The organism is Streptomyces sp. XY006, from assembly GCF_002237655.1.
GTDB lineage: Bacteria > Actinomycetota > Actinomycetes > Streptomycetales > Streptomycetaceae > Streptomyces > Streptomyces levis.
The window spans coordinates 190,240-212,086 of record NZ_NOKT01000014.1 but is presented as its reverse complement, the minus strand read 5'-3'; the positions used below and the strand labels follow the sequence as shown (position 1 = coordinate 212,086).

Below are 21,847 nucleotides of genomic sequence, written 5' to 3'. Positions count from 1 at the left end.
ACGGCGATTCGCCCGCGCCGTTTCGGTGCGGGCGCCCCGCCGCCTCCCGCGCGGCGATCAGGCCCGGCAGCGCAGCATCACCAGTGGCGGGTTGGCGTGGAAATCCGCCCAGAAGTCCGCACCGAACGCGCGCACGCCCGCCTCGGACACCGTCAGCGGAACCCACTGAAGCTCCTCGAACCCGGCTGCCCGCAGGCACTGTTCGTAGACCTCGCGGCGCGGGCAGGCCGTGACGAACTCGATGGGCGGGTCGAGCAGCGCGGTGACCCGGACGCGCGGTCCGGTCTCGGCCTCCTCACCGGTCGGCTCGCAGCGGAAGCCGTACTTCTCCGGGGACGGTCCGTCGAAGCGGAATCCCGGCGTCTGCGCGAGTACGCAGAACGTGCCGCCGGGCTTCAGATGCCGGTGCGCGGTGCGGCACATCCGTTCCATGGCGGCGATGCCGTGCGCGTAGTCGAGGAGTTGGACCGCCGTGGCGATGTCGAAGCGCCGGCCGAGGGGCCGCAGGGCGGACACGTCCGCGGCAGGTCGGTGCTCGACCTGGCCTCCGGCACCGGCTTCTACAGCCGGGAGTTCCGCCGGCGCGGGGCCACGAACGCACGTCCCCGACCAGGGCCAGAAAGCCGGGCACCTCGGCGTAGCGCGCCAGCGGCAGGTCCTTGAACCCCTCGAACGCCTCACCGATCTCGTCGTGCTGCTGCACGCTCATCGTGCCGCCTCCCGGTACTCGGTCGCGTCGCACCCCGGCGGCAGTCTCCCCGCGCCCCGACGAACCCGCGCACTGGCGGAACCCACAAAGATCCGGACACCGCACCGGCCCGCCGCACGAACGGACTTGACCCTCACGCGGCGTGAGGCCGGACGGTGGACCGCATGAGCGACCACTACGACGCGTTCGAGATGAGCCCCGTCCCCCCTCCCGGCCCGGACGCGGTGCCGCCGGAGCCGTTCCGCGGCATCTACGGGATGCCCGCCTTCGTGACGATCCCGACGACCGACCTGCCCGCGTCGGTGGACTTCTGGACCCGCGGCCTCGGCTTCTTCGAACTGTTCACGATCCCCGGCCGACTGGTGCATCTGCGCCGCTGGGCCTTCCAGGACGTCCTGCTCGTCCCCGCGGCGGACGTGCCCGAGCAGGCGCCGGCCATGAGCTTCAGCTTCGCGTGCGTGCTCACCGAAGTCGACTCCGTCGCCGAGGCGTGCCGCGCGCTGCGCCCGGACTCGGTCGACGGCCCGCGGGACACGCCCTGGAACACCCGCGACCTGGAGGTGATCACCCCTGAGAACGCCCGGATCGTCGTCACCGCGGCGAAGCCCTTCGACCCGGCCAGTGCGGAGGCACGCAACCTCGCGGCCGTCGGCATCACCCCACCCGCCCCCGGACACGGCACCGACGGCACCGACCATGGGAAGCATGCCTGACACCACCGACGCCGACGGCCTGACCGTCGGCCAGGTCTCGTCGCGCCTGGCCGTGACCGTCCGCGCGCTGCACCACTGGGACGAGATCGGCCTGGCCCGCCCGTCCCTGCGCACGGCCGCCGGATACCGGCTCTACACCGCCGCCGACCTGGAACGCCTGCACCGCATCGTCGTCTACCGCGAACTCGGCCTGGGCCTGGACGGGATCCGGGCCGTCCTGGACGACCCGGCCGCGGACGTCACCGGCGCACTGCGCGCACAGCGCGCCCAGGTCGGCGCACGGATCGACCGCCTCCGGCAACTGGGCGCCGGCCTGGACCGGATGATCGACGCGCACGAGCGCGGCCTGCTGCTCACCGCCGAGGACCAGTCCGCGATCTTCGGCCCGGAGTGGAACCCGGACTGGCCCGCCAGGGCCCGCGAGCGCTATGGCGGCACACCCCAGTGGCAGCAGTACGCCGAACGCTCCGCCTCCCGCACGCCGGAGGAATGGCAGACCGTCGCCGACACGGTCGCCGGCTTCGAACGCGCCCTCGCCCAGGCGATGGACGCCGGCGTCGCACCGGGCGACCCGGAGGCGAACGCGCTCGTCGACCGGCACCGGGAGGTCTTCGCCGCGTACTTCCCCCTCACCCGGCAGATGCAGGTCTGCCTCGGCCGCATGTTCGAGTCCGACCCCGGCTTCGCCGCCCACTACGACGACGTGCGCACCGGCCTCGCCTCGTACTTCCGCCAGATCATCGACGCGAGCGCCCGCGCCCACGGCATCGACCCGGACAGCGCGACCTGGCAGTAGGACGGCCCGCGCCTGAGAGGATGACGCGGACCAGCACAGCGAGAAACGGGGGATCGAGCATGCTCGTGCTCATACTGTCGGCCGTCGTCCTACTCGTCATCGGCGGCTGCGCCTGCGGCTTCTGGACAGCCCGAGGCGACGCCCCCCGCTGGGCCCGCGGGGTATCGAGGGCAACCCTGCTCGCCGGCGAACTGGCCGACGCCGCAAGCCCCAGCTCACACTCCCGCCGCAACGGCAGCGGCGACGACTAGCCGCACCCCGGCCGCCCATCCCCGCATGCACGACAAAACCCCAGGTCGGATTCCATCCGACCTGGGGTTTCAGTGGAGCCGCCTTCGGGATTCGAACCCGAGACCTACGCATTACGAGTGCGTTGCTCTGGCCATCTGAGCTAAGGCGGCGCGCTGTCCGCACTATGGTGCGATCAGCAACGACGGTAAGTCTACACAGTTTCCGGGGGTGCTCCGTACCAGCCCCGGAGGCGGTCCCTCCGGGGCCGGGCGCACCCACTACGAGCAGCGCTTTCCGTCCTTCGGCGGGGTGCCGCGCAGCAGGTACGCGTTGATCGTCCGGTCGATGCAGGCGCTGCCACGGCCGTACGCCGTGTGACCGTCGCCGTCGTAGGTGAGCAGGCGGCCCGAGGAGAGCTGCCCGGCCAGGGCCTGGGCCCAGCGGTACGGGGTCGCCGGGTCGCGGGTGGTGCCGACCACGACGATCGGCGCCGCCCCCTTCGCCTCGATGCGGTGCGGCTCGCCCGTCGCGCCGACGGGCCAGTACGCGCAGTTCAGCGCCGCCCACGCCAGGCCCTCGCCGAACACCGGGGAGGCCTTCTCGAACTCGGGCAGCGCCCCGCGCACCTGCTCGGGGGTGTCGAAGGAGGGCGGCAGGTCCAGGCAGTTCACGGCCGCGTTGGCGAACATCAGGTTGCTGTAGCGGCCGTCGGCGTCCCGCTCGTAGTAGCCGTCGGACAGGAGCAGGAGCCCGGAGCCGTCGTTCTCCTTCATCGCGGAGGTCAGCGCCTCGCGCAGTTGCTCCCAGGAGCCCTCGTCGTACATGGCCGCGATCACGCCGGTCGTGGCGAGCGACTCGGTGAGGCTGCGGCCGTCGGCGTCGCCGGTGGAGACCGGCCGCGCGTCCAGCTTCTCGAAGAACGCCTTGAGGTTCTCGCCGACCTGCTCGGGCGAGGTGCCCTTGCCGCCCAGCGGGCAGTCGGCCTGCCGGACGCAGTCCCGCGCGAACGACCGGAACGCCGTATCGAAGCCCGCCGTCTGTTCCAGGTTCAGCCGCCGCGCGGGCAGCGACGGGTCCATGGCGCCGTCCAGCACCAGCCGGCCCGTCCGGTCCGGGAACAGCCCGGCGTACGTCGCGCCGAGGAACGTGCCGTAGGAGGCTCCGACGAAGTTCAGTTTCTCGTCGCCGAGCGCCGCCCGCACGATGTCCATGTCGCGGGCCGTCTCCGCCGTGGACACGTGCCGCAGCAGCCGGGGCGCGTCCGCGCCGCAGCCCTCCGCGAACGTCCGGTACGCCTCGACCAGCCCGTCCGTCTCCTTCGTGTCGTCGGGCGTGGTGTCCGTCCGCGTGTACGTGTCCATGGCCGGCCCGTCCAGGCACTCGACGGGCTCGCTGCGGGCCACGCCCCGCGGGTCGACCGCCACGATGTCGTAGCGGGCGCGGACCTCGGCCGGGTAGCCGATGCCGGCGTACGCCTGCACGTAGCCGATCGCCGAGCCGCCCGGCCCGCCGGGGTTCACCAGGAGCGAGCCCAGGCGCTCGCCGGGCCCCGTGGCCTTCTTGCGGGTGACGGCGAGCCGGACGTCACCGGCGGAGGGTTTCGCGTAGTCCAGCGGCGCCTTGATCGTGGCGCACTGGAAGCCGGGTACGCCGCAGCCGCGCCAGGCCGGCTTCTGCGCGTAGTACGGCGAGAGCGCCGCGGGCGTGGACCGCGGCAGCGCCACCAGGGCCGCCTCCTGGGCCGCCGAGGCGGTGGACGTCGTCGAGCTCCCGGAGGAGCAGGCGGAGACGAGCAGTGCGGCCGTGGCGAGCAGGCCGGCCGCCGTCCTGGCTCCGCTGCGGGCCCTGCGGTGGGCGCCGCGGGAGCGGGACGCGGCGGGGCCGGGCGACGAGACGGTGCGTGGAGTGCGCCTGGTGTCCATCCAGCGAGCGTAACTCTGCGCGACGGAATGAGTGCCGTGCGTGCGGGGCGTGCCCCGTACGAGTTACCGCGTCAACCCGGCACGGCCGCCCGCGCTCCCAGCCCGGCAGGTGCACCCGCGCTCTTGGCCCGGCACGTGGACCCGCGCTCTCAGCCCAGCATGTGCGCACGTGCTCTTGGCCCGGCACGGGCACCCGCGCTCTCAGCCCGACCCGTACGTCCGCGCTCTCAGCCCGCTCTGAGCGCCATCGTCATCGCCTCCACCGCCAGCAGTGGCGCCACGTTGCGGTCGAGGGCGTCGCGGCAGGCGGCGATCGCCTCGATGCGGCGCAGCGTGGCCTCCGGGGAGCTGCCGCGCGCGAGCCGTTCCAGGGCCTCCTCCGCGTCCGCGTTGGCGATGGCCACGCGGGAGCCGAGCTGGAGGGCGAGGACGTCGCGGTAGAAGGCGGTCAGGTCGGTCAGGGCGAGATCGAGGCTGTCGCGCTGCGTGCGTGTCCTGCGGCGCTTCTGCTTGTCCTCCAGGTCCTTCATCACGCCTGCCGTGCCGCGCGGCATCCGGCCGCCCTGGGCCGCGCCGAGGGCGGCCTTGAGCTCCTCGGTCTCCTTGGCGTCGACCTCCTCGGCCAGCTGCTTGGCGTCCTCGGCGGCCGCGTCCACGAGCTCCTGCGCGGCCCGGAGCGCGCCGCCGATCTCCTCGACGCGCAGCGGCAGGCGCAGCACGGCGGCCCGGCGCTCCCGCGCGGCCGGGTCGGTGGCCAGCCGGCGCGCCCGGTCGACGTGACCCTGCGTCGCGCGGGCCGCCGCGGCGGCGACGGCCGGCTCGATGCCCTCGCGGCGCACCAGCATGTCGGCGACGGCATCGACCGACGGCGTGCTCAGGTTCAGGTGGCGGCAGCGGGAGCGGATGGTCGGCAGAACGTCCTCGATGGAGGGCGCGCACAGCAGCCAGACCGTGCGCGGGGCGGGCTCCTCCACGGCCTTGAGGACGGCGTTGGCCGACTTCTCGTTCAGCCGCTCGGCGTCCTCGACGAGGATGATCTGCCAGCGGCCGTTGGCCGGGCTGGTGAACGACTTGCGGACCGTGTCCCGCATGTCGTCGGCGAGGATCTGCGTGCCGACCGCGGCGACGGTCGTGACGTCGGCGTGCGTGCCCACGAGGGCCGTGTGGCAGCCGTCGCAGAAACCGCAGCCCGGGGCTCCGCCGAGGGCGCGGTCGGGGCTGACGCACTGGAGGGCCGCGGCGAACGCCCGCGCCGCCTGGTTGCGCCCGGCTCCGGGCGGGCCCGTGAACAGCCACGCGTGCGTCATCTTCGACGCCTCCGGCGGCGGGGCGTCGGAGGCGGCAGCGGTGACCAGGGCGTCGGCGTCCCGCGCGGCTGCGGCCAGCTGCTCGGTCACCCTCTCCTGCCCGACGAGGTCGTCCCACACGGTCATGGGTCACGCCGCCCTTCCATACGTTCTGCGGTGCGGGATCCATTGTGGGGGTGAGCACTGACAGCGCCCGACGGGGTGGGCTTCCGAGGGGCAACCGGGTGGGGTCCCCAGAGACAGCCGATCCCGTCCCTGCTCCGCACGAGATGCGCGCGAAAGGCGGAAAGGGGCCCGGACCGACCCGGCCCAGAGCCCCTTTCCGCCCTCCTTCGGCTCACGCCGGAGGCCTCAGCGGCCCCGGCCGCCCCTCCCCCGGCGTCCGCGGCCCTCGCCCGGCTCGTCGTCGTGCGGTCCGAGGAGTTCGTCCGCCAGCGACGGCAGGTCGTCCAGCGGCGTCTCCTCGGCCCAGTCGGACCGGCGGCGCGGCGTGCCCTCGGCGTCGACCTGGGGCAGCTCCCGCGTCCGGTCCTCCCTCCCGTCGGGGCGGGCGGACGGGGCGTCGTCCCGGAAGTAGCCGGGCGGCACACGGTCCGCCGATCCGCCCCCGCGCACGGGGGGCAGTACGGCCGTCTCCTCGGCGTCACCCGGCCGGACGGGCGGCAGGACCGCCGTCTCCTCGGCGTCACCGGGCCGGACCGGGGGCAGCACGGCCGTCTCCTCCGCGTCCGCCGGCCGGACCGGCGGCAGCACGGCCGTCTCGTCCGCCGCGTCGGACGCCACCGAGGGCTCGTCCTCGGTCCGCGAGGAAACCGGCGGCAGTACCTCCGTCTGCTCACCGGCCGCCGGCGGGGCCGGCGGCAGGGGCAGCTCGGCGGTCACCTCGGCCTCGGAGTCACCGGAGGCACGGCCCGGGCCACGCTCCTCGTCGCGCACCGGGCGCAGCACGGTCGTGTCGTCCGCCGAACGGCCCGGCGTCACCACGGGCGTCGGCACGGTCGCCGCGTCCTGTCCCGCCACCGGGCCGGAGGGGCGCTCCGGCGCGGGGCTCTTGGACATGGAGATCTTCGGCCCGGCCTCGGCCGCGGCGGCCGCCGCCTCCGCGAGCCGGCGCGCCTCCTCGGCCCGCAGCAGGGCCTCCTCGGCCTTGCGCTGCTTCTCCAGACGGAGCGCCTCGGCCTCGGCGCGCAGCCGCGCCTCCTCCTCGGCCTGCTTCCGGCGCCGCTCCTCCTCCGCCTTGCGGCGGGCCTCCTCCTCGGCGCGGGCCTTCTCCTCCGCGAGGAGCCGTGCCCGCTCCTCCTCGGCCTTCCGGCGCGCTTCCTCGGCCCGGCGCCGGGCCTCCTCCGCCTGCCGTTCGGCCTCGCGCCGCTGTGCCTCCTCCAGCTCGCGGCGCTTGCGCTCCTCCTCCTCGGCGCGCAGCTTGGCCAGCTGCTCCTGGCGCTCGCGCTCCAGGCGCTCCTCCTCGGCCTTGCGGGCGGCCTCTTCCTCGGCCTTGCGGCGGGCTTCCTCCTCGGCCTTCCTGCGGGCCTCCTCGCGCGCCTTGATCTCGGCCTCGGACAGCGGCAGCACCTGGTCGAGCCGGTGCCGGATGACGGTCGTGACGGCCTCGGGCTCCTGCCCGGCGTCCACCACCAGGTACCGCCCGGCGTCGGCCGCGGCCAGGGTGAGGAAACCGGCCCGCACGCGCGCGTGGAACTCGGCCGGCTCCGACTCCAGCCGGTCGGGCGCCTCGGTGAACCGCTCCCGCGCGGTCTCCGGCGCGACGTCCAGCAGCACGGTCAGATGCGGCACGAGTCCGTTCGTCGCCCAGCGGTTGATCCGGGCGATCTCGGTCGGCGACAGATCGCGGCCCGCTCCCTGGTAGGCCACGGAGGAGTCGATGTACCGGTCGGAGATGACGACCGCGCCGCGCTCCAGGGCGGGCCGTACGACGGTGTCGATGTGCTCGGCCCGGTCGGCCGCGTACAGCAGCGCCTCCGCGCGGTGCGACAGACCCGCGCTGGAGACGTCGAGCAGGATCGACCGCAGCCGCTTGCCCACCGGCGTCGCCCCCGGCTCGCGGGTCAGCACGACCTCGTGGCCCTTGGCGCGGATCCACTCGGCCAGCGCCTCGGCCTGCGTGGACTTGCCGGCGCCGTCGCCGCCCTCCAGGGCGATGAAGAAACCGGACGTGGCGAGCGCCGGGTCGGGGTCGTCGCCGCCGAGCAGCGCGTCCTTCAGGTCCTGCCGCAGCGGCACGCCGGAACGGTCGTCGACCTTGGCCAGCACCAGCACGGCGACCGGCAGCAGCAGCGCGCCGGCCAGCATCAGCGTGAAGGCCGCGCCGCCGTGCGCGAAGACGAACTTGCCGCTCTCCAGCCGGTGCGGCCCGATGCCCGCCGCCACCAGCGGGGCGATCACCGCGGCGAGCGCCACGCAGACCCGGACCACCGCGTGCAGGTGCTCCGTCGTGCGGGGGCGCCGGTACTCCTCGGTCTCCTGGTCGAGCAGGGTGTGCCCGATGTTGGCGGAGATGCCCGCGCCGGCGCCGGACAGGGCGAGGATCAGCAGCACCGAGGTGACGTCCGGGACCAGGCCGGCGGCCAGCAGCGCGACACCGGTGAAGGCGATCGCCAGGGCGAGCATCCGGCGGCGCGACAGTGCGGGCAGCAGAGCGGGCGCCGTGCGGATGCCGATCACCACACCGCCGGTCAGCGCGCCCACGAACAGCCCGTACAGTACCGGGCCGCCGCCGAGGTCCTTCGCATGCAGCACGGCCACGGCGACGGCGGCGGACACCGCGGCGGCGACGGCCGCGCAGGCCGGCACCAGCAGCGGCGTCGCGCCGGTGCGGCCCTTGTCGGTGCCGGTGCCGGTCTTGGGGCGGCGCAGGCCTTCGAGCGGCGACCGGGCGCGCGGGGTGCGCGTGCCGGGCAGTTCCAGGAAGGTCAGCACGGACAGGGACGCGGCGAACAGGCCGGCCGCCACATAGGAGGCGAGGGCCGCCTGGTGCTGGGCGAACCACTCGATGCCGGCGCCCAGCAGGTTGTTGAACAGGGCCGCGACGACGAGCACGACGGCGGCGAGCGGGATGGCGACGAAGCCGGTGCGCAGCGAGAGCCGGCGCAGGGCGTCCATGTGGTCGGGCAGCGGCCGGACCGTCGCGCCCTCGGGGGGCGGGGCGGGCAGCAGGGCGGGGGCCGCGCTCTCCCGGCACACCGTCCAGAACCGCTCGGCGACCCCCGTCACGAAGGCCGTGACGAGGAGCACGGCCAGCGCGTCCTCGGGCGTCCAGTCGATCCACAGCGGCGCGACGATGAGCAGCGCGGCGCGCAGCCCGTCCGCGCCGACCATGGTCCAGCGGCGGTCGAGCGGGCCGTCCTGGGAGGTGAGGGCGGTGAGCGGGCCGAGGAGCACGGCGCCGAACAGCAGCGTCGCGAGGACGCGCACCCCGAAAACGGTCGCCACTGCGAACGCCACGCCGCGGTAACCGCCCCCGAAGGAGCCCTCGGCGACAGCCGCCTGGAGGGCGAGGAGGACCAGCACGAGGAGGGCGAGGGTGTCCCCCACACCACCCACGAGCTGGGCGCTCCACAACCGCTTCAGCTGCGGGCGGCGCAGCAGGGCGCGGACGGCACGCTCGCGGGAGTCCGCGACCAGGGCGTCGTCGGGGGCCGGCTGAGGGGCCGTTGGATGCTCGGCTCGCGTCATGCGTTCAGCCTATCGGCAGGCGCCGACACCCTGGAGGGCCCGGTCTGGCATGCGCACGCCCCGACACCGAAGTGTTGCCGGGGCGTTCGCGTTCCGAACCCTGGGCGAAGATCCGGACCGCGCCTCAGGGGCCGGTCCGGGAGGCAGGCGGACTCAGTCCTCCGTCGGCTTCGCGGCGGTCGCCGTCTTGGCGGCCGTCTTCTTCGCCGTCGTGGCCTTCTTCGCGGTCGTGGTCTTCTTCGCCGCGGTCTTCTTGGCCGTCGTCGTCTTCTTCGCCGTCGTGGTCTTCTTCGCCGGGGCCTTCTTGGCCGCCTTCTTGGCGGTCTTCTTCGCGGGGCCCTTGGCGCGCTTCTCGGCGAGCAGCTCGAAGCCGCGCTCCGGGGTGATCGTCTCGACGCTGTCGCCGGAGCGCAGGGTCGCGTTGGTCTCCCCGTCGGTGACGTACGGGCCGAAGCGGCCGTCCTTGACCACGACCGGCTTCTCGCTGACGGGGTCGGTGCCGAGCTCCTTCAGCGGCGGCTTGGCCGCGGCCCGGCCACGCTGCTTGGGCTGGGCGTAGATCGCCAGCGCCTCCTCCAGCGTGATCGTGAAGAGCTGGTCCTCGGACTGCAGCGAGCGCGAGTCCGTCCCCTTCTTCAGGTACGGGCCGTAGCGGCCGTTCTGCGCGGTGATCTCCTGGCCCTCGGCGTCCGTGCCGACGACCCGCGGCAGCGACATCAGCTTCAGGGCGTCGTCGAGGGTGACCGTGTCCAGGGACATCGTCTTGAACAGGGACGCCGTGCGCGGCTTGACCGCGTTCTTGCCCGTCTTCGGGGTGCCCTCGGGGAGGATCTCCGTCACGTACGGGCCGTAGCGGCCGTCCTTGGCGACGATCGTGTGGCCGGTGGCCGGGTCGGTGCCCAGCTCGAAGTCGCCGCTGGGCTTGGCCAGCAGCTCCTCGGCCAGCTCCACGGACAGTTCGTCCGGGGCGAGGTCGTCGGGGATGTCGGCGCGCTGGTGCTGCTCGGTGTCCTTCTCGCCGCGCTCGATGTAGGGGCCGTAGCGCCCGACGCGCAGCACGATGTCGTTGCCCACGGGGAACGACGACACCTCGCGGGCGTCGATCGCGCCCAGGTCGGTGACCAGTTCCTTGAGGCCGCCGAGGTGGTCCCCGTCGCCGTTGCCGGCTTCCGCCGCGCCGCCGATGCCGTTGGCCTCGCCGAAGTAGAACCGCTTGAGCCACGGCACGGCCTGCGCCTCGCCGCGGGCGATGCGGTCGAGGTCGTCCTCCATCTTGGCGGTGAAGTCGTAGTCGACGAGCCGCCCGAAGTGCTTCTCCAGGAGGTTGACCACGGCGAAGGACAGGAAGGACGGCACCAGGGCCGTGCCCTTCTTGAACACGTAGCCGCGGTCCAGGATCGTGCCGATGATCGACGCGTACGTCGACGGGCGGCCGATCTCGCGCTCTTCGAGCTCCTTGACCAGGGAGGCCTCGGTGTAGCGGGCCGGGGGCTTGGTGGCGTGCCCGTCGACCGTGATCTCCTCGGCGCTCAGGGGGTCGCCCTCGGAGACCTGGGGCAGGCGGCGCTCGCGGTCGTCCAGCTCGGCGTTCGGGTCGTCGGCGCCCTCCACGTAGGCCTTGAGGAAGCCGTGGAAGGTGATCGTCTTGCCGGACGCGCTGAACTCGACGTCCCGGCCGTCGGAGGCGGTGCCGCCGATCTTCACCGTAACGCTGTTGCCGGTGGCGTCCTTCATCTGGGAGGCGACGGTCCGCTTCCAGATCAGCTCGTAGAGCTTGAACTGGTCGCCGGTCAGTCCGGTCTCGGCGGGAGTGCGGAAACGATCACCCGAGGGGCGGATCGCCTCGTGGGCCTCCTGCGCGTTCTTGACCTTCCCGGCGTACGTCCTCGGCTGCGGCGGCAGGTAGTCGGCGCCGTACAGCTGCGTGACCTGGGCGCGGGCGGCGGCGACCGCCGTGTCGCTCAGCGTCGTGGAGTCCGTACGCATGTACGTGATGTAGCCGTTCTCGTACAGCTTCTGCGCGATCTGCATCGTGGCCTTCGCGCCGAAGCCGAGCTTGCGGCTGGCCTCCTGCTGCAGCGTCGTCGTACGGAACGGGGCGTACGGCGAGCGGCGGTAGGGCTTGGACTCGACCGAGCGCACGGCGAACCGCGTCTGCTCCAGGGCGGCGGCCAGGGCGCGGGCGTTCGCCTCGTCGAGGTGGAGGGTGTTCGCGCTCTTCAGTTGTCCCAGGGAGTCGAAGTCGCGGCCCTGCGCGACCCGCCTGCCGTCGACGGTCTGCAGGCGCGCGACCAGCGACGACGGGTCCGACGAGTCTCCGGCGCGGCCGGTCGCGAAGGTGCCCGTCAGGTCCCAGTACTCAGCGGAACGAAAGGCGATGCGCTCGCGTTCCCGCTCCACGACGAGCCGGGTGGCGACCGACTGGACACGCCCGGCGGACAGCCGCGGCATGACCTTCTTCCACAGGACCGGCGAGACCTCGTAGCCGTAGAGGCGGTCGAGGATGCGGCGGGTCTCCTGGGCGTCGACGAGCTTCTGGTTGAGCTGGCGGGGGTTGGCGACGGCGGCCTGGATCGCGGCCTTGGTGATCTCGTGGAAGACCATCCGCTTGACCGGGACCTTGGGCTTGAGCACCTCCTGGAGGTGCCAGGCGATGGCCTCGCCCTCGCGGTCCTCATCGGTGGCGAGGAAGAGCTCGTCCGACTCCTTCAGCAGGTCCTTGAGCTTCTTGACCTGGGCCTTCTTGTCGGCGTTGACCACATAGATCGGCTGGAAGTCGTGTTCGACGTCCACACCGAGGCGGCGGACCTCGCCGGTGTACTTCTCGGGCACCTCGGCGGCGCCGTTGGGAAGGTCGCGGATGTGCCCGACGCTCGCCTCGACGATGTAGCCGGGGCCGAGATAGCCCTTGATCGTCTTCGCCTTGGCAGGCGACTCGACGATGACGAGTCGGCGGCCGCCCTTCGCGGTCTCGCTGGTCGGGGACAACTTCGCTCTTCTCTCCGGTCGACGCTGGGGCCTCCCCGGAGTCGCTCACCGGGGCTGGGGTACGTGCTGACGCTGCGGAGTGTGACGGTACATCCCGCCCCCGTGTCAAACGGGAAAAGCCCGCAACGGCCACTCGAACGGTAACCCGACTACCACCATTCCTGCCGCCCGGAGTGCCCGGACCCGGCCCGGCCCGATGCGGAGCGCGACCTCCCGGTCACCTGCCGGCGCCCTCGCCGGAGCGGGTCTCACAGCCGGGTGAAGCACCACGTTCCGACGGCCAGGGCGAGCACCGCGACGACGCTCGCGACGGTCGCCGACGCCACCGGCCGCACACCCTGGGCGACCGGCAGCTGCCGGCGCACGCGCGTCACGGTCCACGCCAGCAGCCCCCCTCCGAACAGGGAGAACACCGTTCCCGCGAAGATCGCCGGTTCGCTCTCCATGGCTCGCCGCGCCCCTTTTCCCCTGTCCGAACGGTCCCAGCCACGGGAGGCTGACACGCGCGGGCTTCGGGGAGGCGAACCCGAGGTGAACGCCAGGACGACACGGCCGCCGGTTGCGGGCGTCCGGCCCTTCACCACCTGTTCCGGGCGAGGTGTCCAAATCGACTCGAAATTATTGGCGGGCCTCCGCGACGGGGCGCCAGGGGAACCGGTTCCCGGGACGGACGGCTCCCCTCCACATCTCTTACGCCCCACCACACTCCTCTCGGCCCTCCGGACTCCTCTCGGCCCTCGGACTCTTCCCGGCCCTCGAACTCTTCCCGGCCCTCCGGCCCCTTCTGGCCCTCCGGACTCTTCTCAGCGCACCGGCACCAGGAACCCCTGCTCCACCAGCAGCCGGATCTGCGCCGGCGTGCGGTCGCGCAGCAGGACCGGGTCCTCGCCGAGCAGCTGGGCGATGGCGTCGAGGATGCGGCCCGCGCTCATCGTGCCGTCGCACACCCCGGCGAAGCCCGCGCCGACCGTGTCGACCCGTGTGGCCCGGCGCATGCCGCGGTTCTGGCGCAGCACGACGTGCTCGGGGTCCTCCGCGCCGGGCATCCCGACCTGCTCCTGCACGACCTCGTCGGCCAGCCGGAAGTACCCCTCCAGCAGGGCGGCGTCGTCGTGCTCGCGCAGGTGGTCGAGCCGGTCGAAGTGGTCGCGGATGGTGTCGCCGAGCGGCTGCTCGACCGGGTGCGGCCACTCCTCCACCGTGAGGGACGGCACGGCGGCGTCCGTCCTGCGCAGGGTGATCCAGCCGAAGCCGACGGCCTTCACCTTGCGCGCCTCGAACTCGTCGAGCCATGCGTCGTACCGCGCCTGGTACTCCGCCACGTCCTCGCGGTGATCGCCCGCGTCCCGCAGCCACAGCTCGGCGTACTGATTGACGTCCTGCACCTCGCGCTGGACGATCCACGCGTCGCAGCCCCGGGGCACCCATGACCTGAGCCTGTCCTGCCAGTCCTCCCCTTCCACGTGCTGCCAGTTGGCGAGGAACTGCGCGAACCCGCCCTCGTTCAGCCGCTCCCCTGCCTCCTGAACGAGCGTGCGGCACAGATCGTCCCCGCCCATCCCGCCGTCGCGGTAGGTGAGCCGGGCGCCGGGCGAGATCACGAACGGCGGGTTGGAGACGATCAGGTCGTACGTCTCGTCGGCGCGGACCGGCTCGAAGAGGGAGCCCTCGCGCAGATCGGCGGCCGGGGCGCCGGACAGCGCCAGCGTCAGGGCGGTGATGTGCAGCGCGCGCGGGTTGAGGTCGGTCGCGGTCACGCGCGTGGCGTGCCGGACGGCGTGCAGGGCCTGGACGCCGGAGCCGGTGCCGAGGTCGAGCGCGGAGGCGACGGGCGTGCGGACGGTGATGCCGGCGAGGGTCGTGGAGGCGCCGCCGACTCCCAGGACGACGCCCTCGTCACGACGGCCGATCCCGCCGGCCCCGCCGACCGCGCAGCCCAGGTCCGACACGATGAACCAGTCCTCGCCGCCGGGCCCGCCGTAGGGCCGGACGTCCACCGTGGCGGAGAGTGCGTCGGCGCCGGAGCGGGCGAGCCAGCCGCTCTCCAGGCATGCCTCGACGGGCAGGACGTCCGCCACGCGCGTGTGCGGCACGGGCTGCTGCAGCAGGAACAGCCGGACGAGCACCTCCAGGGGCGTGTCACCGCGGGTGGCCCGGAGCGCGGGCACGGTCTCACTCCGGGCGAGCGCCGCGTACGCGGGGGCGCCGAGCAGTTCGAGCAGTCCGTCGGCGGTGAAGGAGGCCTCGAGCAGGGCGTCCCGGAGCCGGGCGGCGACCTCGGGGCGGTCGGAGGCGGGCAGCGGGGGCAGGGGTGACTGGCTGGCGTTACTCACGCCCCCATTGTGGCGGCCGGGGGCGCCCTCGCACGTGCCCGTGTCGTGGCGGCCGGGGACGCCGCCGCACGTGCCCGTGCCCCCGCCCGCGCCGGGGCGCGGATACGGCCGAGGCCCCCCTCACGGCGTGAGGCGGGACCTCGTTCGGCCGCTCGGCCGCTCAGCTCTGCGTCGCGCCCGCCGACGCCGTGGCCGCCTTGCAGCTCGGCTGCCGGGCCATCGCCTGGCCGACCTCGCCCTCCTCCAGGTTCCGCAGGGCGTCGTTGCCGCTCTTGCTCAGCTTGTCGAGCTCGGTGGCGATGTCCTTGAGGCCGTCGGCGAACTTGCCCTGGTCCTTCGTGTCGAGCCCGTCGACCTGCTTCTTCAGGGAGGCGTAGGACGCGGAGATCGAGTTGAGCTCCTTGACCGCGTCCTGCTGCTTCTTCTCACCGTTCTCGACGTCCGGCGCCCCGGCCTTGTCCACCGCGCTCCCGATCGCCTTGTAGGCGTCGGACATGTCCTGGAAGGCCTGGGCGTCGGTCTTCTGGACGTCCTCCGGCGTGCTGTTGTCGGAGGTCTCCTTCTGGATCGCGGCATTGGCCGACTCGATCTTCTTCGCCTGCGGCTGCACGGCGTCGCAGACCTGCTTGGCCCAGGAGTCCAGCTTCTCGTTGCCGTCGTCGCCGCCGCAGCCCGACAGCGCCAGTACCAGTACCGCACCGCCGGACAGTGCGGCCGCGAGCTTCTTGTTCACCGGTTTGGTCCCTTCCATGGCTCTCGGCCCCGGAACTTACACGCCGGATGCACGGCAACCGCACGTCGAACGCCTATTAAGACCTTTTTGTAACCTTTTGCACCAAGAGAGAGAAGGCTCACGCGTGATCGTCCACCCAGACAGAGCGGGCGGGCGACGCGCCAACGCGCACCGCCCGCCCGCACCTTGAGCTGGGGCTCCTCGAACCTCCCTACGAAACCACCGCCGGATCGGCCGACTTGGGCTTCGGCTCGGCGTTGCCTTCGTCACCCATGGCGATTCCGCGCCGCTTTGACACGTACACCGCCCCGGCGATCACCAGGAACGAGAGGACCGCGACCAGGATCCGCACCCCCACGCTCTTGTCCGGGCCGTAGGAGAACTTGATCACCGCGGGCGCGATGAGCAGCGCGACCAGGTTCATGACCTTCAGCAGCGGGTTGATCGCGGGGCCGGCGGTGTCCTTGAAGGGGTCGCCGACGGTGTCGCCGATCACGGTCGCCGCGTGCGCCTCGCTGCCCTTGCCGCCGTGATGGCCGTCCTCGACGAGCTTCTTGGCGTTGTCCCAGGCGCCACCGGAGTTGGCGAGGAACACCGCCATGAGCGTGCCCGTGCCGATCGCGCCCGCCAGGAACGCGCCGAGCGCGCCCACGCCGAGCGTGAACCCGATGAAGATGGGCGCCATCACGGCCAGCAGACCCGGGGTGGCGAGCTCCCGCAGCGCGTCCTTCGTACAGATGTCGACGACCTTGCCGTACTCCGGTTTCTCGCTGTAGTCCATGATCCCGGGCTTCTCGCGGAACTGCCGCCGCACCTCGAAGACCACGGAACCCGCCGACCGCGACACGGCGTTGATCGCCAGCCCCGAGAAGAGGAAGACGACCGCGGCGCCCGCGATGAGACCCACGAGGTTGTTGGGCTGCGAGATGTCCATCATCAGGCTCATGGGCGCGCCCTCGCCGCTGAGCTTCTCGCCCACGTCCCGCGCGCCCGTGAAGATCGCGTCGCGGTACGACCCGAACAGCGCCGCCGCCGCGAGCACGGCCGTGGCGATCGCGATGCCCTTGGTGATCGCCTTGGTGGTGTTGCCGACCGCGTCCAGGTTGGTGAGCACCTGCGCGCCCGCGCCCTCGACGTCACCGGACATCTCCGCGATGCCCTGCGCGTTGTCGGAAACCGGCCCGAAGGTGTCCATCGCGACGATCACACCGACCGTGGTGAGCAGGCCGGTGCCGGCCAGCGCCACCGCGAACAGCGCCAGCATGATCGACGTACCGCCGAGCAGGAACGCTCCGTACACGCCCAGACCGATCAACAGGGCGGTGTAGACGGCCGATTCGAGACCGACGGAGATACCGGCGAGGACGACGGTGGCCGGGCCGGTGAGCGAGGTCTTGCCGATGTCCCGCACGGGCCGGCGGGAGGTCTCCGTGAAATAGCCGGTCAGTTGCTGGATCAGGGCGGCCAGCACGATGCCGATCGCCACCGCGACGAGCGCCAGGATCCGCGGGTCGCCGTCCTTGCCCTGGATCGCCGCGTCGGTGACGCCGTCCAGCTCCGAGTACTTCCCCGGCAGATAGACGAACACGGCCACCGCCACCAGCACCAGCGAGATCACCGCGGAGATGAAGAACCCGCGGTTGATCGCGCTCATGCCGCTGCGGTCGGAACGCCTCGGCGCCACCGCGAAGATGCCGATCATCGCCGTGACCACACCGATGGCCGGCACCAGCAGCGGGAAGCCGAGCCCCGCGTCGCCGAAGGCCGCCGAGCCCAGGATCAGCGCGGCCACCAGCGTCACGGCGTACGACTCGAAGAGGTCGGCCGCCATGCCCGCGCAGTCGCCGACGTTGTCGCCCACGTTGTCGGCGATGGTCGCGGCATTGCGCGGATCGTCCTCCGGAATGCCCTGCTCGACCTTGCCGACCAGGTCGGCGCCGACGTCGGCGGCCTTGGTGAAGATGCCGCCGCCGACCCTCATGAACATCGCGATCAGCGCGGCACCGAGACCGAAGCCCTCCAGCACCTTCGGCGCGTCGGCCGCGTACACCAGCACCACGCAGGCCGCGCCCAGCAGGCCGAGACCCACCGTGAACATGCCGACCACGCCGCCGGTGCGAAATGCGATCTTCATCGCTTTGTGCGAGACGGCGGTCAGATCCTTTTCCGGCTCGCCCGCCGCCGGAGTGGCCTCGCGGGCCGCCGCGGCGACCCGCACATTGCTGCGCACGGCGAGCCACATGCCGATATAGCCGGTGGCCGCCGAGAACGCCGCTCCGATCAGGAAGAACACCGACCGTCCGGCCCGCTGATTCCAGTCGTCCGCAGGCAGCAGCATGAGCAGGAAGAACACGACCACGGCGAATACGCCGAGCGTGCGCAGCTGGCGTGCCAGATAGGCGTTGGCGCCTTCCTGGACCGCGGCCGCGATCTTCTTCATGCTGTCGGTGCCCTCACCGGCCGCGAGGACCTGGCGCACCAGGACGCCCGCGACCGCTAGTGCCGCCAGTGCCACGACCGCGATGACCACGACGAGGACGCGGTTGCCATCGGTCAGTACGGCGGCTGCGAGATCTGTGGGTTGGCCCGACTGTTGTGAGAGAGAAAGCCCCGCCATTCGTCCTCCTTGACGCTTGGGCTGAGCTCAAGATGTGGACGGGATTCTAGGTACCGGAACCTGATCAAAACAGAGCGCGATAAACGGAATTGGCCTGCTGAAGTAATGCCCTGAAAGCATTCTGACGCGACCGTGGAGCACGCGAATGATCGTGAACGAATTCACGCGATGAACGGCACAGGAACTACTGTAAAGGCGAGCACTGACACCCGCACATGACGAAGGGCCCCACGGGTGGGGCCCTTCGGGTGGAACGGTGTGCGCGGTGGCCGGTTCAGACCAGGATCGTCGGCGGAGGCGTGGTCGGCCACGTCATCTTGATCGATCCGCCGTGCTCCCCCGCGCTGACCTCCACGTCGTCGACGAGGCCGCTGATGACCGCGAGGCCCATCTCGTCCTCCTCGGCCTCCGTGTCGGGATCGCCCGCGCCGGCACGGTCACCGGGCACCGCGTGCGGGGCTTCGTCGCCGACCTCGATGGAGAACTGCTTCTCCTCCTCGATCAGCAGCACCTTCACCGGTGCGGAGATGCCGCCCAGCTGGTGCAGTCCGACGGCCCGTGTGCAGGCCTCGCCGACAGCGAGCCTGACCTCGTCGAGGACGGCCTCGTCCACTCCGGCCCTGCGCGCCACCGCCGCCGCCACCAGCCGGGCGGTCCTGACATGCTCGGGCAGCGCGCTGAAGCGGAGCTCAACGGTGGCCATGCATCCCCCTCGCAACTACGGGCGTGCTGTCGAGGGGCTCCGGGCCGCCGAAAGCCCGGGCCCCCTCGGTCTTCACTACTGTCGAACTCGTGCCGCACCGCGGCCGGGCCCGGGCACGGGGCCCGGGACCGGTCTCAGTCGGTGGCCGCAACCGCTTCCTCGACCGAGGTGTGAATCGGGAACACCTTGGTGAGGCCGGTGATGCGGAAGATCTTCAGAATGCGCTCCTGGTTGCAGACCAGGCGCAGGGAGCCCTCATGGGCTCGCACACGCTTCAGGCCGCCGACCAGCACGCCGAGCCCGGTGGAGTCGAGGAAGTCCACGCCCTCCATGTCGACGACAAGGTGGAAACTGCCGTCGTTCACCAGCTCGACCAACTGCTCGCGCAGCTTGGGCGCGGTATATACGTCGATTTCGCCACCGACCCTGACGATCGTGCGATCGCCCATGGTCTCGGTCGACAGGGACAGGTCCACGGATCCTCCAGCACCTTGCTATCGAGCGGTCGCCCTTGGGGCATCTCGGCTTCAGCCCTTGGACGCTTCGCCAGCCGCGATGGCATTCAATCACTTACCGGCAGGCGTGCACGACGCCTTGGCTCCATTGTCCGTCACGCCAGTGACACACTCGGTGCCGATGGCCAAGAATCACCGATCCGATCGAACCCCGACGGACCCCGCCTCCCGGCCCGCGCCGGGCGCGGTCCTGGACCGGCTCGCGTCCGGTCCGAGCAGGGCTTCGCGCATTACTCATACGGAGCACTTGCCCCCGCGGACGGGTCGGCATGCCGTCTGGCCGGACCGGATCCGGGCCGAGGTCGTCTCGGCCGTGCAGGCCGCCGGAATCGAACATCCCTGGGCCCACCAGGCCCGCGCGGCGGAGCACGCCCTGGACGGCGACTCGGTCGTCGTCGCCACCGGCACGGCCTCCGGCAAGTCCCTGGCGTATCTCGTGCCCGTCCTGTCCGCCCTCCTGGACGGCGCCGAGGCCCCGAACGGCCGCGGCGCGACCACCCTCTACCTGGCCCCCACCAAGGCCCTCGCGGCGGATCAGTGCCGCTCAGTGAAGGAACTTTCACATCCTTTGGGCCATTCGGTGCGCGCCGCCGTGTACGACGGCGACACTCCGTTCGAGGAACGCGAATGGATCCGCCAGTACGCCAACTACGTGCTGACCAACCCGGACATGCTGCACCGCGGCATCCTGCCGTCCCACCCCCGCTGGTCCTCCTTCCTGAAGTCGCTGAGGTACGTCGTCATCGACGAGTGCCACACCTACCGCGGCGTCTTCGGCTCGCACGTCGCGCAGGTGCTGCGCCGCCTGCGCCGCCTGTGCGCCCGCTACGGCGCCTCGCCCGTGTTCCTGCTGGCCTCCGCCACCGCCGCCGAGCCCGCGGTGGCCGCCCGCCGCCTCACCGGCCTGCCGGTCGTCGAGGTCGCCGACGACGCCTCCCCACGCGGTGAACTGGTGTTCGCCCTCTGGGAGCCGCCGCTGACCGAGCTGCACGGCGAGAAGGGCGCCCCCGTCCGCCGCACGGCCACCGCCGAGGCCGCCGACCTGCTGACCGACCTCGCCGTGCAGGGCGTGCGCTCGGTCGCCTTCGTCCGGTCCCGGCGCGGCGCCGAGCTGATCGCCGTCATCTCCCAGGAGCGGCTGGCCGAGGTCGACCGGTCGCTGGCCCGGCGTGTCGCGGCGTACCGGGGCGGCTATCTCCCGGAAGAACGCCGCGCACTCGAACGCGCCCTCCATTCGGGTGAACTGCTGGGCCTCGCCGCGACGAACGCCCTCGAACTCGGCATCGACATCTCCGGCCTCGACGCCGTCGTCATCGCCGGCTACCCGGGCACACGCGCCTCCCTGTGGCAGCAGGCCGGCCGGGCCGGGCGGGCCGGGCAGGGCGCCCTGGCCGTCCTGGTCGCCCGCGACGACCCCCTGGACACCTTCCTCGTCCACCACCCCGAGGCCCTCTTCGACCAGCCCGTCGAGTCCACGGTCCTCGACCCGGACAACCCCTACGTGCTCGCCCCGCACCTGTGTGCCGCAGCCGCCGAGCTGCCCCTGACGGACGAGGACCTCGACCTGTTCGGCCCGGCCAGCGAGGGCCTGCTGCCCCAGCTGGAGGCGGCGAAGCTGCTGCGCCGCCGCACCAAGGCCTGGCACTGGACCCGCCGCGAGCGCGCCGCCGACCTGACCGACATCCGCGGTGAGGGCGGGCGCCCGGTCCAGGTCGTCGAGTCCGGCACGGGCCGGCTGCTCGGCACGGTCGACGCCGGCGCCGCGCACTCGACGGTGCACGAGGGAGCGGTCCACCTCCACCAGGGCCGCACCTACCTCGTGCGGTCCCTGGACCTCGACGACTCCGTCGCCCTCGTCGAAGAGGCATCCCCGCCCTACTCCACCGTCGCCCGCGACACGACGGCCATCTCCGTCCTGGAGACCGACGTCGAGATCCCCTGGGGCGACGGCCGCCTGTGCTACGGATCCGTCGAGGTCACCAACCAGGTCGTCTCCTTCCTGCGCCGCCGGCTCATGACCGGTGAGGTCCTGGGCGAGACCAAGCTCGACCTCCCGCCCCGCACACTGCGCACCCGGGCCGTGTGGTGGACCGTCACCGAGGACCAGCTGGACCGGGCCCGGATCGGCCCGGAGATCCTCGGCGGCTCCCTGCACGCCGCCGAGCACGCCTCCATCGGCCTGCTGCCCCTCTTCGCGACCTGCGACCGCTGGGACATCGGCGGCGTGTCGATCCCCCTCCACCCCGACACGCTCCTGCCCACGGTCTTCGTCTACGACGGCCATCCCGGCGGCGCGGGCTTCGCGGAGCGCGCCTTCCACACCGCCCGCAGCTGGCTGACCGCCACCCGCCAGGCCATCGCCTCCTGCGAGTGCGACGCCGGCTGCCCGTCCTGCATCCAGTCCCCCAAGTGCGGCAACGGCAACGACCCACTGCACAAGAGGGGGGCGGTACGCCTCCTCACGGTGCTGCTGGAGGGGGCACCGGAGGAGAAGCAGCCGACGGAGGAGGGGGCGGGGCAGCCGACGGGAGAGTGAAGAGTGGCGGCGGAGGAACCGCCGGAGGTGGATGGAGCACCGCCGGAGGTGACG

General features: G+C 72.3%; 15 protein-coding genes and 1 tRNA gene. 4 read left to right on the top strand and 12 right to left on the bottom strand.

All coding sequences use genetic code 11. From position 1 onward, the window contains the following. Positions 1-57 precede the first annotated feature (57 nt). A complete protein-coding gene (locus tag CHR28_RS37220) occupies positions 58-516 on the bottom strand; it encodes a class I SAM-dependent methyltransferase (protein WP_179272481.1) in 459 nt (152 codons plus the stop codon). A gap of 357 nt (positions 517-873) precedes the next feature. Between CHR28_RS37220 and CHR28_RS18505 the strand changes: the two genes are divergently transcribed. The 3 genes from CHR28_RS18505 to CHR28_RS18495 are packed head-to-tail and all read left to right on the top strand — an operon-like array spanning position 874 to position 2,469. Further along, positions 874-1,422: a VOC family protein gene (locus tag CHR28_RS18505; RefSeq protein WP_094054764.1), complete on the top strand. Its 549-nt coding sequence runs from the start codon at positions 874-876 to the stop codon at positions 1,420-1,422. Next, positions 1,415-2,218 carry a MerR family transcriptional regulator gene (locus CHR28_RS18500; RefSeq protein WP_094054749.1) on the top strand — a complete coding sequence of 268 codons (804 nt, stop codon included), beginning with the start codon at positions 1,415-1,417 and terminating at the stop codon, positions 2,216-2,218. The genes CHR28_RS18505 and CHR28_RS18500 overlap by 8 nt, the downstream gene beginning before the upstream one ends. A gap of 59 nt (positions 2,219-2,277) precedes the next feature. Next, positions 2,278-2,469: a hypothetical protein gene (locus CHR28_RS18495; protein ID WP_094054748.1), complete on the top strand. Its 192-nt coding sequence runs from the start codon at positions 2,278-2,280 to the stop codon at positions 2,467-2,469. Positions 2,470-2,542: 73 nt separating this feature from the next. Here the strand turns inward: CHR28_RS18495 and CHR28_RS18490 are convergent. The 11 genes from CHR28_RS18490 to bldG form a co-directional block, all read right to left on the bottom strand. Beyond that, positions 2,543-2,619, bottom strand: a tRNA-Thr gene (locus CHR28_RS18490). A gap of 108 nt (positions 2,620-2,727) precedes the next feature. Beyond that, positions 2,728-4,371, bottom strand: coding sequence for an alpha/beta hydrolase (locus tag CHR28_RS18485; RefSeq protein WP_094054747.1), 1,644 nt, complete (start codon positions 4,369-4,371; stop codon positions 2,728-2,730). A 227-nt stretch (positions 4,372-4,598) separates the two neighbouring features. After that, positions 4,599-5,804, bottom strand: coding sequence for a DNA polymerase III subunit delta' (locus CHR28_RS18480; protein ID WP_094054746.1), 1,206 nt, complete (start codon positions 5,802-5,804; stop codon positions 4,599-4,601). Positions 5,805-6,029: 225 nt separating this feature from the next. Then, positions 6,030-9,368, bottom strand: coding sequence for a dTMP kinase (tmk, locus tag CHR28_RS18475; protein ID WP_094054745.1), 3,339 nt, complete (start codon positions 9,366-9,368; stop codon positions 6,030-6,032). 153 nt (positions 9,369-9,521) lie between these two features. Then, positions 9,522-12,356 carry a type I DNA topoisomerase gene (topA, locus tag CHR28_RS18470; RefSeq protein WP_094054744.1) on the bottom strand — a complete coding sequence of 945 codons (2,835 nt, stop codon included), beginning with the start codon at positions 12,354-12,356 and terminating at the stop codon, positions 9,522-9,524. Between the two features lie 248 nt (positions 12,357-12,604). After that, positions 12,605-12,802, bottom strand: a complete 198-nt coding sequence (locus CHR28_RS18465; protein WP_094054743.1) for a hypothetical protein — start codon at positions 12,800-12,802, stop codon at positions 12,605-12,607. A gap of 357 nt (positions 12,803-13,159) precedes the next feature. Next, on the bottom strand, positions 13,160-14,689 hold the full coding sequence (locus tag CHR28_RS18460) for a DUF7059 domain-containing protein (protein ID WP_094054742.1): 1,530 nt from the start codon (positions 14,687-14,689) through the stop codon (positions 13,160-13,162). 160 nt (positions 14,690-14,849) lie between these two features. Then, a complete protein-coding gene (locus tag CHR28_RS18455) occupies positions 14,850-15,440 on the bottom strand; it encodes a small secreted protein (protein WP_094054741.1) in 591 nt (196 codons plus the stop codon). 193 nt (positions 15,441-15,633) lie between these two features. Then, positions 15,634-18,039 carry a sodium-translocating pyrophosphatase gene (locus CHR28_RS18450; protein ID WP_094054740.1) on the bottom strand — a complete coding sequence of 802 codons (2,406 nt, stop codon included), beginning with the start codon at positions 18,037-18,039 and terminating at the stop codon, positions 15,634-15,636. A 274-nt stretch (positions 18,040-18,313) separates the two neighbouring features. Further along, entirely contained in the window at positions 18,314-18,742 is a 429-nt protein-coding gene (locus CHR28_RS18445; protein ID WP_094054739.1) for an ATP-binding protein, read from the bottom strand. A 134-nt stretch (positions 18,743-18,876) separates the two neighbouring features. After that, positions 18,877-19,218 (bottom strand): anti-sigma factor antagonist BldG, encoded by a 342-nt coding sequence (gene bldG, locus CHR28_RS18440; protein WP_003991900.1) that lies wholly within the window; start codon positions 19,216-19,218, stop codon positions 18,877-18,879. Between the two features lie 79 nt (positions 19,219-19,297). Between bldG and CHR28_RS18435 the strand changes: the two genes are divergently transcribed. Continuing rightward, positions 19,298-21,793, top strand: coding sequence for a DEAD/DEAH box helicase (locus CHR28_RS18435; protein WP_179272480.1), 2,496 nt, complete (start codon positions 19,298-19,300; stop codon positions 21,791-21,793). The last annotated feature ends 54 nt before the right edge of the window (positions 21,794-21,847 follow it).

Coding starts and splice junctions, on each gene's coding strand:
- tmk (WP_094054745.1), bottom strand. CDS start 9,368: ATGACGCGAGCCGAGCATCCAACGGCCCCTCAGCCGGCCCCCGACGAC.
- CHR28_RS18465 (WP_094054743.1), bottom strand. CDS start 12,802: ATGGAGAGCGAACCGGCGATCTTCGCGGGAACGGTGTTCTCCCTGTTC.
- CHR28_RS18445 (WP_094054739.1), bottom strand. CDS start 18,742: ATGGCCACCGTTGAGCTCCGCTTCAGCGCGCTGCCCGAGCATGTCAGG.
- CHR28_RS18455 (WP_094054741.1), bottom strand. CDS start 15,440: ATGGAAGGGACCAAACCGGTGAACAAGAAGCTCGCGGCCGCACTGTCC.
- CHR28_RS18480 (WP_094054746.1), bottom strand. CDS start 5,804: ATGACCGTGTGGGACGACCTCGTCGGGCAGGAGAGGGTGACCGAGCAG.
- CHR28_RS18505 (WP_094054764.1), top strand. CDS start 874: ATGAGCGACCACTACGACGCGTTCGAGATGAGCCCCGTCCCCCCTCCC.
- CHR28_RS18495 (WP_094054748.1), top strand. CDS start 2,278: ATGCTCGTGCTCATACTGTCGGCCGTCGTCCTACTCGTCATCGGCGGC.
- CHR28_RS18435 (WP_179272480.1), top strand. CDS start 19,298: ATGGCATTCAATCACTTACCGGCAGGCGTGCACGACGCCTTGGCTCCA.
- CHR28_RS18450 (WP_094054740.1), bottom strand. CDS start 18,039: ATGGCGGGGCTTTCTCTCTCACAACAGTCGGGCCAACCCACAGATCTC.
- CHR28_RS18485 (WP_094054747.1), bottom strand. CDS start 4,371: ATGGACACCAGGCGCACTCCACGCACCGTCTCGTCGCCCGGCCCCGCC.
- CHR28_RS18500 (WP_094054749.1), top strand. CDS start 1,415: ATGCCTGACACCACCGACGCCGACGGCCTGACCGTCGGCCAGGTCTCG.